Origin of the sequence: Phreatobacter stygius, assembly GCF_005144885.1 — a bacterium.
GTDB lineage: Bacteria > Pseudomonadota > Alphaproteobacteria > Rhizobiales > Phreatobacteraceae > Phreatobacter > Phreatobacter stygius.
This window is the reverse complement of record NZ_CP039690.1, coordinates 46,749-59,307: the sequence shown is the minus strand read 5'-3', so window position 1 is coordinate 59,307 and position 12,559 is coordinate 46,749. Positions and strand designations below refer to the sequence as shown.

The 12,559-nt window shown below is 67.0% G+C and carries 13 protein-coding genes; 8 read left to right on the top strand and 5 right to left on the bottom strand.

Annotated features, from left to right (window positions below):
- Positions 1 to 6 precede the first annotated feature (6 nt).
- Complete coding sequence (locus E8M01_RS00290) at positions 7 to 1,434, bottom strand: circularly permuted type 2 ATP-grasp protein (RefSeq protein WP_136958279.1); 1,428 nt, start codon at positions 1,432 to 1,434, stop codon at positions 7 to 9.
- A gap of 195 nt (positions 1,435 to 1,629) precedes the next feature.
- Between E8M01_RS00290 and E8M01_RS00285 the strand changes: the two genes are divergently transcribed.
- On the top strand, positions 1,630 to 2,385 hold the full coding sequence (locus tag E8M01_RS00285; RefSeq protein ID WP_136958278.1) for a proteasome-type protease: 756 nt from the start codon (positions 1,630 to 1,632) through the stop codon (positions 2,383 to 2,385).
- A 291-nt stretch (positions 2,386 to 2,676) separates the two neighbouring features.
- Here the strand turns inward: E8M01_RS00285 and E8M01_RS00280 are convergent, their stop codons facing one another.
- Complete coding sequence (locus tag E8M01_RS00280) at positions 2,677 to 4,920, bottom strand: glycoside hydrolase family 3 N-terminal domain-containing protein (protein ID WP_170181702.1); 2,244 nt, start codon at positions 4,918 to 4,920, stop codon at positions 2,677 to 2,679.
- Between the two features lie 159 nt (positions 4,921 to 5,079).
- On the opposite strand from E8M01_RS00280, the gene E8M01_RS00275 reads away from it, so the two are divergent.
- The 7 genes from E8M01_RS00275 (at position 5,080) to E8M01_RS00245 (ending at position 9,817) form a co-directional block, all read left to right on the top strand.
- On the top strand, positions 5,080 to 5,859 hold the full coding sequence (locus E8M01_RS00275; protein ID WP_136958276.1) for an alpha/beta fold hydrolase: 780 nt from the start codon (positions 5,080 to 5,082) through the stop codon (positions 5,857 to 5,859).
- 1 nt (position 5,860) lies between these two features.
- The gene (locus E8M01_RS00270; RefSeq protein ID WP_136958275.1) at positions 5,861 to 6,715 is read left to right on the top strand and encodes an alpha/beta fold hydrolase; all 855 of its coding nucleotides are present in this window, start codon (positions 5,861 to 5,863) and stop codon (positions 6,713 to 6,715) included.
- 243 nt (positions 6,716 to 6,958) lie between these two features.
- Positions 6,959 to 7,798 carry a serine O-acetyltransferase gene (cysE, locus tag E8M01_RS00265; protein ID WP_136958274.1) on the top strand — a complete coding sequence of 280 codons (840 nt, stop codon included), beginning with the start codon at positions 6,959 to 6,961 and terminating at the stop codon, positions 7,796 to 7,798.
- 142 nt (positions 7,799 to 7,940) lie between these two features.
- Positions 7,941 to 8,156: a DUF3126 family protein gene (locus tag E8M01_RS00260; protein ID WP_136958273.1), complete on the top strand. Its 216-nt coding sequence runs from the start codon at positions 7,941 to 7,943 to the stop codon at positions 8,154 to 8,156.
- 131 nt (positions 8,157 to 8,287) lie between these two features.
- On the top strand, positions 8,288 to 8,608 hold the full coding sequence (locus E8M01_RS00255) for a DUF6949 family protein (RefSeq protein ID WP_136958272.1): 321 nt from the start codon (positions 8,288 to 8,290) through the stop codon (positions 8,606 to 8,608).
- 69 nt (positions 8,609 to 8,677) lie between these two features.
- Positions 8,678 to 9,208, top strand: a complete 531-nt coding sequence (locus tag E8M01_RS00250) for a gamma carbonic anhydrase family protein (protein WP_136958271.1) — start codon at positions 8,678 to 8,680, stop codon at positions 9,206 to 9,208.
- Between the two features lie 3 nt (positions 9,209 to 9,211).
- Positions 9,212 to 9,817 (top strand): 2-hydroxychromene-2-carboxylate isomerase, encoded by a 606-nt coding sequence (locus tag E8M01_RS00245; protein WP_136958270.1) that lies wholly within the window; start codon positions 9,212 to 9,214, stop codon positions 9,815 to 9,817.
- 127 nt (positions 9,818 to 9,944) lie between these two features.
- On the opposite strand, the gene E8M01_RS00240 is transcribed toward E8M01_RS00245, so the two are convergent.
- From E8M01_RS00240 to E8M01_RS00230, 3 genes are all read right to left on the bottom strand, one after another.
- Complete coding sequence (locus E8M01_RS00240; RefSeq protein WP_246088549.1) at positions 9,945 to 10,529, bottom strand: transglutaminase-like cysteine peptidase; 585 nt, start codon at positions 10,527 to 10,529, stop codon at positions 9,945 to 9,947.
- Positions 10,530 to 10,903: 374 nt separating this feature from the next.
- Positions 10,904 to 11,575 carry a PilZ domain-containing protein gene (locus E8M01_RS00235; protein WP_136958268.1) on the bottom strand — a complete coding sequence of 224 codons (672 nt, stop codon included), beginning with the start codon at positions 11,573 to 11,575 and terminating at the stop codon, positions 10,904 to 10,906.
- A gap of 86 nt (positions 11,576 to 11,661) precedes the next feature.
- Entirely contained in the window at positions 11,662 to 12,276 is a 615-nt protein-coding gene (locus tag E8M01_RS00230; protein ID WP_136958267.1) for a PAS domain-containing protein, read from the bottom strand.
- Positions 12,277 to 12,559 lie beyond the last annotated feature (283 nt).

The window sequence follows — 12,559 nt, the reverse complement described above, 5'->3', positions numbered from 1 at the left end:
GAGACCTCAGCAATCCAATACCCAGGTGTCCTTGGTGCCACCGCCCTGGCTGGAATTGACCACGAGCGAGCCCTGTTTCAGCGCGACGCGGGTCAATCCCCCCGGCACGATGCGCACCTTGTCGCGACCGGTCAGCACGAAGGGCCTGAGGTCGACATGGCGCGGCGCGACGCCTTCCTCGACCAGCGTCGGACAGGTCGACAGCGCCAAGGTCGGCTGGGCGATGAAGTTCTCCGGGTCCTTCTTGAGCTTCTGGCGGAAGATCTCGATCTCGGCGCTGGTCGCCTTCGGCCCGATCAGCATGCCGTAGCCGCCGGACCCATGGACTTCCTTGACCACCAGGTCTTTCAGGTTGTCGAGCACGTAGCCGAGCCCGTCGGCCTCACGGCAGCGGAAGGTCGGCACGTTCTTCAGGATCGGCTCCTCGCCGAGATAGAATTTCACGATCTCCGGCATGTAGCTGTAGACCGCCTTGTCGTCGGCAACCCCGGTGCCGACCGCATTGGCGAGCGTCACATTGCCGTGGTGATAGGCCGAGATCAGGCCGGGCACGCCGAGCGCCGAATCGGGCCGGAAGGTGAGCGGGTCGAGGAACTCGTCGTCGAGGCGGCGATAGATCACGTCGACCCGCTTCGGCCCCTGGGTGGTGCGCATGTAGACGATGTCGCCCTTGACGAAGAGGTCGCGGCCCTCGACCAGTTCGACGCCCAGCTTGTCGGCGAGGAACGTGTGCTCGTAATAGGCCGAGTTGAACTGGCCGGGCGTCAGCAGCACACAGGTCGGGTCGGCGGAAGCCGAAATGGGTGCCACCGATTTCAAGGTCGCCAGCAGGTCGTCGGTATAGTTCTCGACCGGCGCCACGCGGTGCTGGGCGAACAGTTCCGGGAACAGCCGGAACATGACCTCGCGGTTCTCCAGCATGTAGGAGACGCCCGAGGGGGTACGGGCATTGTCCTCGAGCACGTAGAAGGTGTCGCCGTCGACGCGCACGATGTCGATGCCGGCAATCATCACATAGATGCCATGGGGCACCGGCTGCTGGTTCATCTCCGGACGGAACGCCGGATTGCGGTAGACCAGGTCTTCCGGAACGATGCCGGCTCGCAAGATCTCGCGCCGGCCATAGACGTCATTGAGGAAGGCGTTGATCGCCTTGACCCGCTGGGTCAGGCCACCCGACAGCGTCGCCCACTCGGCATAGGTCAGCACCCGCGGCACAACATCGAAAGGGATCAGCCGCTCGGTCGATTCCGCGTCGCCATAGACGGCAAAGGTGATGCCGATGCGCCGGAACAGCGCTTCCGCCTCGCGGGCCCGGGTTTCGAGCAGGCCCTCAGGGACCGATTTCAGCCAATGCGCCAGAGTTTCGTAGGCCGGACGGACGCCACCGCCCGCAATGTTCATTTCGTCAAAGGCCGCTACGTCATCCGGCATACGCAGTTGATCCCCTCTGGAAGACGAAGCAGCGCCTTTCTCTGACGGACCGGTCTGAATGCTTCGACGACCAAGCTAGCGGTAAAATACCGCCGGAGGGAAGGGGCCTTTCGCATCTGCACAGCGAACGGCCTCCGGCGGGCGGTTGCGTGGGCAAGGCCCGCCGGTTATGCCGATCGCGATTGGAGAACCCCGATGACCTATTGCTGCGGCATTCTGGTGCGCGACGGTCTGGTGATGATCGCCGACACCCGCACCAATGCTGGCCTCGACAATATCTCGACCTTCCGCAAGCTGCAGGTGTTCGAGAAGCCGGGCGAGCGGGCGATCGCGCTCGCCTCCGCCGGCAACCTGTCGATCACCCAGTCGGTGCTTGGCTTCCTCAACGAGGGCCTGCGCAACGAGGAGACCGGCGAGATCGAGACGATCATGAACGCGCCGACCATGTTCCAGGCGGCACAGCGGGTCGGCCGGGCGATCCGCATGGTGCGTTCGCTCGACGGTCCCGGCCTCGACCAGGACGGCATCAAGTTCGAGGCGTCGTTCCTGTTCGGCGGCCAGATCAGCCAGCGGCGGCTGCGCCTGTTCATGATCTATGCTGCGGGCAATTGCATCGAATGCACGGTCGACACGCCCTATCTGCAGATCGGCGAGCACAAATATGGCAAGCCGATCCTCGACCGCGCGATCAAATACGACACCACCCTCAACGACGCCCTGAAGATCGGCCTGGTGTCGATGGATTCGACCATGCGCTCCAATCTCGGCGTCGGCATGCCGATCGACATCGCGGTGATGCCGCGCGGCGAGGCGAAGGTCGAGACCAATTACCGGATCGAGCCGGGCGAGCCCTATTTCCACGACCTGCGCGAGCGCTGGTCGGCGGCGCTGCGCAAGGCCCATATGGATATTCCGCCGCCGCCCTATTCGGGGTCGAATGTGGGCAAGTGAGTGGGCGAATGGCGAGCGGCGAATAGCGAGTAGGGAAGGCGTCAGCCCGGCGAAGAGGGCTGCGCGAACCCTCGCCCGCGCCTTCGCGGGAGAGGGTGGCCGCGGAGCGGCCGGGTGAGGGTGGTTGCGTCACCGCGCGCCGTGCATTTCCGCCGGAAATGATGGGTCGGGTGCTGCTTTAGACCCTCACCCGGCGCCTGACGGCGCCACCCTCTCCCGCTCGCGGGAGAGGGTTTACGCGCACTTCGCTCGCCGCATCATCCCCATTCGCCATTCGCCATTCCCCATTCGCTAGTCGTTATTCGCCACTCGCCCTCTCACCGTCACGGTCGCGGTCAGTTCGGCGCGCGAATCGGTGCCGACGAAGACGTCGTAGAGGCCGGGCTCGAGATGGCGCCGGCCCTGGTCGTCATGGAAGCCGAGGGCTTCCACCGGCACGGCGAAGCGCACGGTCTGGCTGGCGCCGGCGCCAAGCGTCACCTTGTCGAAGGCCCGCAATTGCCGGAGCGGGCGCGAGCGCGAGCCGACGCGCTGGCGCAGATAGACCTGCACCACTTCGCGCCCGTCGCGGCTGCCGACATTGGCGAGCCGGACCGAGCCGGCAATCGTGCCGTTCAGCGGCACGCTGGCGCTGTCGAGCGTCAGCGCGTCAAGCGTGAAGCGGGTGTAGGAGAGGCCGAAACCGAAGGGAAACAGCGGTTCGTTGCGCTCGTCGACGAAGGAGGTCTCGTAGCGCTCGCCCTTGCGCAGCGGCCGGCCGGTCGGCAACTGGTCGTAATAGACCGGGATCTGGCCAACCGAACGCGGCATGCTCATCGGCAGCTTGCCGCTCGGGTTGACCCGGCCGGTCAGCACTTCGCCAATGGCGACACGGCCCTGTGATCCCAGATGGAAGCTCTGGATGATCGCCGGCACGCGCGCCGCGATATCAGTCAGGACCAGCGGCCGCGCGGTCTTCAGCACCAGCACCACCGGCTTGCCGGTGGCGATGAGGTCGTCGAGCAGCTGGCCCTGGACGCCGGGCAGGTCGAGCCTGGTGCGTGAGGCGCTTTCGCCCATGAACTCGCATTCCTCGCCGAGCACGGCGACGATCAGGTCGGCCTCGCGGGCGGCGCGGAGGGTGGCTTCGCGATCGGCGAATTCGGTGCCGCAAATGGTGGTCAGCCCGGCCTGGGCGGTGATCTTCACATCCGGTCCGAGCTGGCGGGCCAGCTCGCCCTGGACGGTCGGGCGGCGGATGCGCGGCAGGCCGACATTGTCGCCATATTGCCAGTCGTCATCGATCATGCCGAGCGCGCCGATGACGGCGATCGACCGGACGTCGGGACGGATCGGCAGGATGTCGCCGTCGTTCTTCAGCAGCACCATGGCCTCGCGCGCGACCTCGAGGGCCGCCTCGCGCGCCGGCTGGGTGGTGATCTGGCCAGCCGTTGCCGCCGGGTCGACCGGTGGGGCGTCGAACAGGCCCATATGGAACTTGACCCGGAGGATCCGCCGGACCGCCTCGTCGATGGCGGCCACCGGCACCCGTTCGGCGCGCACCTCATCGGCGAGATGGCGGATGAACAGGCCGGAGAACATGTCCATGTCGACGCCGGCGAGCAGGGCCTTGCGCGCCGCTTCGGCGCCGTCGGCGGCGACGCCGTGGTTGATCAGCTCCTCGATCGAGGCGAAGTCGGAGACGACGAAACCACGAAAGCCGAGCCGGCCCTTGAGCAGGCCGGTGAGCAGCGGACGGTCGGCGGTGGCCGGCACGCCGTTCATGGCGCTGAGCGAGGTCATGGCGGTGAAGGCGCCGGCGCGGATCGCCGCCAGGAAGGGCGGCACGTGGAGGTCGAGCAGCTTGGAGGGCGGGATCCAGACGCTGTTATAGTCGCGTCCGGCCTCGGCCTCGCCGTAACCGGCGAAATGTTTGACGCTGGTGCCAAGCCCACCGCGGTGATAGCCGCGGACCCGGGCCGCGGCGACGATGGTGGCGAGATGGACGTCTTCGCCGGCGCCCTCGAAGACCCGGCCCCAGCGCGGATCGCGGGTCAGGTCGACCATCGGCGCGAAGGTCCAGTTGACGCCGGCGGCGCGCGATTCCCGGGCGGTCCAATAGGCGGCAAGCTCGATCAGGCGCGGGTCGAAGGTCGCGGCCTGGCCGATCGGCTGGGGAAAATAGGTGGCAAAGCCATGGATCGCGTCGAGGCCAATGATCAGCGGGATCTTCAGGCGGCTCGCCTGGACCAGATCCTGCAGGCGGCGGACCTCGGCCGGATCGATGAAATTCATCACCGCGCCGGAGCGGCCGGTCGCCACCCACTGAGGATCGAAGCCGTCGCCGCGGCCGGTCAGGTTGAGCTGGCCGATCTTCTCGTCGAGCGTCATGCGCGCCAGCAAGGCCTCGACGCGCCGCTCGATCGCCTGGGCCTCGTCGCCGGTTCTCCAGGCGAGGCCGCGGTCGGCCTGGGCCGACAGTGGCACGGCGGACAGCGTCGCCAGAGACAGCGTCATCAGAGTGAAGGCGAGGGCTCGGACGAGGACGGTGGGCATGGGGTCTGATGGTGCTCCGCAACAATGAGGACCATGGGTAGCGCGTGGCGCAGGCCCTGTCATCATACCGCCCCCGGCGTCATGGCGGCGCAGGGTCGTGCATGGCCGCGCCACGCCAGAGCTCTTCCGCCGGCCGCTTCAGCCGGCTAGAAAGCCTCCATGCCCGCACTTCCGACGCCCCTGCCGCTCCAGACCTTTGCCTCCGCCGGCGTCGCCATCGCCTATTTCGATGTCGGCGAGGGCGAGCCGATCCTGTGCATTCACGGTTTCGCCTCCTCGGCCCATGTCAACTGGGTCTATCCCGGCTGGGTCGAGACGCTGACCAAGGCCGGCCGGCGGGTCATCGCGCTCGACAATCGCGGCCACGGCGCGTCCGAGAAGCTCTATGATCCCGCTGCCTACCACACCACTGTCATGGCCGAGGACGCCCGCGGCCTGATGGACCATCTCGGCCTCGAGACGGCCGACGTGCTCGGTTATTCGATGGGCGCCAGGATCACCGCCTTCCTGGCGCTGCGCCACCCCGCACGGGTTCGTTCCGCCGTGCTCGGCGGCCTCGGCATCAAGCTGGTCGACGGCGTCGGCCTGCCCGAGACCATTGCCGACGCGCTGGAAGCGCCGTCGCTGGACGAGGTCACCGATCCGCAGGGGCGGATGTTCCGCGCCTTCGCCAACCAGACCCGGTCGGACCGGGCGGCGCTGGCCGCCTGCATCCGCGGCTCGCGTAACCTGATGACGGCCGAGGAGGTCGGCGAGATCCGCTGCCCGACCCTGGTCGCGGTCGGTACCAAGGATCAGATCGCTGGCGAGCCGGAGCCGCTGGCAGCCCTCATCCCGAAAGGCGAGGCGCTGGATATCCCGGACCGCGACCATATGCCGGCGGTCGGCGACAAGGTGTTCAAGGCCGGCGTCGTCCAGTTCCTGTCGCGTCGTCCCTGATATGTCGATCCATCCGCGGCATGCGCGTTTCACCGGCGCCGAGGGCAACCGGCTCGAAGGCGACGTCTATGGCCATGGCGAGCGCACGGCGCTGCTGCTGCATGGCGGCGGCCAGACCCGGCACGCCTGGCGGGCGACCGCGCGCAAGCTCGCCGAGCGCGGCTTCACCGCCATTCCGGTCGACCAGCGCGGCCATGGCGACAGCGCCTGGGTCGACACCGGCGCCTATGCCTTCCAGGACTTTGGCGACGACGCGGTGGCGCTCGGGCGTCAGATCGAGCGGCAATTCGGTTCCAAGCCGGTGGCGATCGGCGCTTCGCTCGGCGGCCTCGCCTCGCTCCACGCCCTTGGCGACGCCGCGTGCTTTTCCGCGCTGGTGCTGGTCGACATCACCCCACGCATGGAACAGCGCGGCGTTGCCCATGTGCAGAATTTCATGATGGCGCGGGCCAAGGAGGGCTTCGCCAGCATCGACGAGGCGGCCGACACGGTGGCCGCCTATCTGCCGCACCGGACCAAGCCCCGGTCCAATGAGGGCCTGCGCAAGAACCTCCGCCAGCGCGCCGACGGACGCTGGTACTGGCACTGGGACCCGCGCTTTTTCGACGGACCGCGCGCCGTCAATAGCGACCCTGAGCAACTGGTGGCGCGGCTTGAAAGAGCGGCTTGTGGGTTGACCATGCCGACCTTGCTGGTGCGCGGCGGCTCGTCCGACATCGTCAGCCCGGAAAGCGCCGAGGCTTTCCTGGCGCTGGTGCCGCATGCCCGTTTCATCGATGTCAGCGGCGCCGGCCACATGGTGGCGGGCGACAAGAACGATGTCTTCGCCGACGCCATCCTGGCCTTCCTCGGCTGACGGCCGGGCGCCCGTTTCGCATTCAACCTTTCGTAAAATCAGTCTGTTAGAGAAGGTTTGTTCAGGTTCTGATTCTGATTCAAATGCTTCATGTCGTGGCTCCTCAGGATTTGATTCCGATTGAGGGTCCTTAAATCCAACGCCTTGCGTTATGATGCGTGCACTGCTGCAGGGTCGCGATCCTGCCAAGGCCCGGCGCGGGATGGGGCTCCATCCGGCGCTGTTGCGTGACAGGAGACGGTGATGTCTGCGAGCTTTCGTTCGGACGTGCGCCAGCGCGTCCAGGGCCTTGAATCGGTCGACCCGGTCTGGCACCGCATTCGGGCCGAAGCCAGTGCCGCGGCCGAACGCGAGCCGGCGCTGGCGACCTTCCTGTTCGGCTCGGTGATCTCGCAGCATTCGCTGGAGGAGGCGGTCGCCTCGCGGGTCGCCACCAGGCTCGATCATCCCGACGTGCCCATGGCGATCATCCGCCAGGCCTTCCACGATGCGCTCGACACCGCCTCGGAGATCGGCGTGTCGATGCGCGCCGACATCATGGCGGTGGTCGATCGCGACCCGGCCACCGACCGGGCGATCGAGCCGCTGCTCTATTTCAAGGGTTTCCACGCGATCCAGAGCCACCGGCTGGCGCATTGGCTCTGGGCGGCCGGGCGCAAGGATTTCGCGCTCTATCTGCAGAGCCGCTCGTCGGTGGTGTTCCAGACCGACATTCATCCCGCCGCCCGGATCGGCCGGGGCATCTTCCTCGACCATGCCACCGGCCTGGTCGTCGGCGCGACCGCGGTGGTCGAGGACGAGGTGTCGATCCTGCAGGACGTGACGCTCGGCGGCACGGGCAAGGAAACCGGCGACCGGCATCCGAAGATCGGCCGCGGGGTGATGATCGGCGCCGGCGCCAAGGTGCTCGGCAATATCGAGATCGGCCATCATTCACGGATCGCCTCCGGCTCGGTGGTGCTGTCGCCCGTGCCGCCCTGCAAGACGGTTGCCGGCGTGCCGGCCAAGATCGTCGGCGAGGCCGGCTGTCCGGAGCCGTCGCGCAGCATGGACCAGATGATCGCCGGGGATTGCGGCGGCTGATGCCGTTGTGAAGCCGCTCGGCCTTTGACTGCGGCCGGCGACCATGGCACACGGCGGTCTCAGTTTTGATTTGCCGCATGTCCCGGAGGCGAAACGGTTGCCGCTTCGCAGGACATGCGTCGGAACACCGGAGGCATCAGCCGTGGACAAGCAGGAAATCACCAAGCTGCAGGACTACCTGCGCCGCAAGTTCGGCAACACGACGATCAAGCTCACGCCCAATCCGCGCCGCAAGGAGATGATCGAGGTCACCATCGGCGACGAGCAGATCGGCACGCTCTACAAGGATGTCGAGGACGGCGAGACCTCCTACACCGTGACCATCTCGATCCTCGATATCGATCTCGAGGACGAATAGGCGGGGAGCGGCGCATTAACCGTTCCTTAAGGAATCGGGCGCCCAAGCTTAACAAAAACCTAATGACGCGGTAGCAATTGAACCGAACCGGCACGGGACCCGTGTCGGCGGATCATGTCGAGTGCCGCGTCATGTCGCTGTTGAGCCTGCAACTCATCCATTCGCTCGCGCTGGGTTTTGCCGTCGCCGGGCTGTTCGTCGCGCTCTACCGGGTGCTGACGGAAAAGCCGGCGAGCTTCCGGCTGCTGCAGACCGGCGGTTTCGGTGCGGTGCTCGCGGTGCCGTTCCTGGCCTTCGCCGCACCGGCGATCATCATCCGCAACACCATTCGCGGCCGGCTGATCGAGAACCGGCGTTTCGAATTCGTGTTCCTGGCCACCGTGCTGGCCGGCATCTGGAGCCTGATGTCGGGCCGGGTGGTCGCCATGGTGATCATGTCTTTCGGCTTCTGATCGGCCGTTCGTCACCTTCAATTCGCGGGATCGCCGTGGCATAGCTCTTCCAACACCCTGGAGGAGCCCATGCCTATTTACGCGCTCGACGGCATTGCGCCGGAGCTTCCCGCCGATCAGCGCTTCTTCGTGGCGCCCGACGCCCATGTGATCGGGGCGGTGCGGCTGAAGACCGATGCCGGCATCTGGTTCGGCGCCGTGCTGCGCGGCGACAACGAGTGGATCGAGGTCGGCGAGCGCAGCAATATCCAGGAAATGTGCGTGCTGCACACCGATATGGGCTACCCGCTGGTGATCGGGCCGGACTGCACCATCGGCCACAAGGCGATCCTGCACGGCTGCACGATCGGCGCCAATACGCTGGTCGGCATGGGCGCAACCATTCTCAACAATGCCAAGATCGGGCGGAACTGCCTCGTCGGCGCCAATGCGCTGATCACCGAGGGCAAGGAGTTCCCGGACAATTCACTGATCGTCGGCTCGCCGGCGCGCGCCGTGCGCAGCCTCGACGACGCGGCGGTTGCCCGCCTGAAGCTGAGCGCGGCGCATTATGTCGAGAACGCCAACCGGTTCAAGAACGGCCTCAAGGTCATCGGGTGAACCATGGCGGCACCGTCCATCGACTTCTTCTATGAGTTCGCCTCGAGCTATTCCTATCCGGCCGCGATGCGGGCCGGGGAGGTGGCGGAGCGCGCCGGTGTCACCTTGCGCTGGCGGCCCTTCCTGCTCGGGCCGATCTTCGCCGATCTCGGCCTGACCACGTCGCCCTTCAACACCCAGCCGGCCAAGGGCCGCTACATGTGGCGCGACCTGCAGCGAACCATGGCGGCCGCCAGCCTGCCGTTCCGGATGCCCGATCCGTTCCCGCAGAACAGCCTGCTGGCGGCGCGCGTCGCGACCGCCTTGCCGGATGACGGCAAGCGCGCGGCTTTTTCGCGCGCCGTCTATCGCGCCGCGTTCGGGGACGGCGCGCAGATCGCCGACGCCGAAGTGCTTGGCCGGCTGCTGCGCGACATCGGCGTCGAGCCGGCGCCGTTGCTGGTGGCGGCCGGCAGCGACGCGGTCAAGCAGGCGCTCAGGGCCGCGGTCGAGGCGGCCAAGGCCGCCGGCATCTTCGGCGCGCCGAGCTTCGTGACCGCCGACGGCGAATTGTTCTGGGGCAATGACCGGCTCGACCAGGCGGTGGCCTGGGCCGCCCGGGGCGCGTGACCCGGGCGCTGCCGCCATCGAAAAAAGGTGACGGCCGGTCCTCATTCTGAGGCACCGGCCGTCGATCGCGAACCCGGTCTGGGGACGGGGAGGGGTGGGACGTGACCGAGGACGCGAAACTCCTGATTTATGGGGACGCGACGGCGGTCGGCGCCGTTGCGGGGCCGACCGTCACCCAGCGGTTCGGGTCGTCCTGGGACTGGCGCTTGACGAAGCGATAGCCGGTCGCATGCCAGAGGCGGATCTCGTCGGTCTCGTTGTCGAGCACGTAGTCGCCGCGATCGGTCTTGACGGTCAGGATGGCGTGGCCCTCGCCCTTGCGGTCGCGCACCACGGTGATCAACAGGGCGCTGGCCGGCAGGCCGGCGCGGATCAGCATCTGCTTCTTCAACAGCACATAGTCCTCGCAGTCGCCGCGGCCGGAGATCGGATAGGTCCAGACCTCGTCGGCGCCATATTGGTCGATGTCGGTGACCGGCTCGACGGTTGCGTTGACATGGGCGTTGATGCGCACGAGCTGGGTCCAGACCGCGCGGCTCAGCGTGACGTTCTCGACGCGGGCCGGACGGGCCTGGCAATCCGCGGCATTGAGCTCGCAGAACTGGGCCCAGCCGATCGGCACGCTGGTGGTGCCGGCCTCGGTCAGATAGGCGAGCTGCGGACCGGCCCGAACGCCATGCCAGGCGGGCGCGAGCACGGTCGCCAGCGCCAAGGCGCAGCCTCCCAATACCGTTGTCCACCGGCCCTGCATGACGTGTCCCTCCGTCGATGGCCGCACCATGGCAGGCGGGCTTTGCGGGGGGCTGAAGCGGATCGGTGAAAGGCTAAGCGATCCGGTGAGGGTCTGTTCAGTTTAACGGGACGTGGATTCAGCCGGTGGAATCCGGTGAAAATCGTTGGCGTCGGGGCTAAGGCCTTGACGTGAAACGGCCGCCGGCGGCGAGAGGCCCGGCGAGACGCTCGCGAGGGGGCCGACAGAACGGGCCGGGCGCGGCCTGCGATTAAGCCGATAGGGCGCAATGTCGGGGCGATCTTCAGGGCTTGTTCAGCACCAGCCGAAGCCCTGTGGCCAACCGTAGCCGGGGCTCAGCGCGTGGGGAAGCGGTCGTCCTGGTCGGACCGGATGTCGGCGCCGAGGTCCGCGCCGACCTCGCGGGCCAGCTGCAGGATGGTCTCGATCGGCTGCTGGCCGGAGAATTCCACCGCAAAGCCCTTGTCGAGCATGCGCACGACACGCGCCATGGTGCGCGAGACCTGGACGATGTCGCCGACCTTGACGCTGTCGGTTCCGGCAATGGCGGCGCCGGACAGCGAGATGTCGATGATCCGGACCGGCAGCTTTTCACCTGACGGCACGGTGATGGTGGTGAACGGGTTGGTCGGCACGATGCGTTCGTGCCGGCGATCCTCGGGCAGGCCGAGAATCTGCCGGTTGGCCAGCCAGGTCAGCTGATCGGCAAGCTTGTCGCGTTTGCGCGCCGAAGCCTCGATGGTCATGCTGAAACCGTTCGGGACGACCCGGACGACCATGCCCTCGATGCGCCCGATATGGTCGAGATAGGCAACCACCCGCTCGCCGAGCTTGCCGACCACGGGGGCGACGATCTGGGCGCCGCCGGGCGACATGTCGATGGCCTGGCAGGGGAATTCGCGGCGGTCGCTCAGCATGAAACGGCCGAGCAGATCCACACGCACGCGCTGAAAGCGGCGGCTCTCTTCGCCCGAGGCGACGGACAGGACTTTGGCGAGCGCTGGCATGATCAGGGATATTCGCGAACCGACGTCCCGGACATTAGTGTCATGTCGTTAACGCTGCGTTGCAGCGACCCGTCACCTGCGACGCCTCAGGCCATGCGGCCGCCCTCGATGACCCGCAGCGCCGGGCGGGACGGAAACACGGCGGAAATCGCCGAACTCGCCGCGTTGGCGATGGCCACGCGGGGCTGCGCCGGCTGCTGGTCCTGCCAATTCGGCCAGATCAGTTTGACATGGACCACCTTCAGCTCGGTGATTTCGTCGCGGCCGATCCAATAGGGGCTCTCCAGCATCGAGATCACGCCGACCATGCGTGCGCCGATCCGGCCGCGATGGGCGAGCGGCAGCACGACCAGTTCCAGCGGCACCGTCTGTCCCGCCGCGCTGATGCCTTCGGCGGCGATCAGCAGGCCGGTCGGTGCGGCATTGGCGTCGGCAAGCCCCTGAGCCACCCTGGCACGGTCCTGTCCGGTGAAATGGCCGAGGAAGGGCAGGCCCTTCATCTCCTGTCCGAAAATGGCGCAGACCCGGGAGCCGGCCAGGCGATAGGGCACGACGCCGAGCCGATCGGTCTCCAGGATGAAGGTGTCTCCCAGGATGCCGGCAATGCCGCGCGGCTCGATATCGGCGCGGTCGGGAGCGATCCCGCCGGCGCGCAGGCCGTCCCAATAGTTGAACAGGGTGCGGCTCGCTGCATGTCGCATGGAATTCCTCGTAACCAGACTGTACCGTCCTGGGACAAAATTCGGTCCGCCGGACACTTCTGCCGGTCTCTACGCATGGGCCATGCCAGGGCAAAGCCGCCCCGATCCGAGGCATTGGCGGGACGGCCCCTGGGACGGGTTAAGGTAAACAGAACCTTTCGATTGCCCGGGCCGGAGCCGCCGTGATGTGGTGGCGATGTTGCCTTTCGGGGCCGGGACAGATCCACCGGCGATCCGACACGAAGATCTTGTCTCCGGGGACCGGAGGAGATGGTGACGTGGC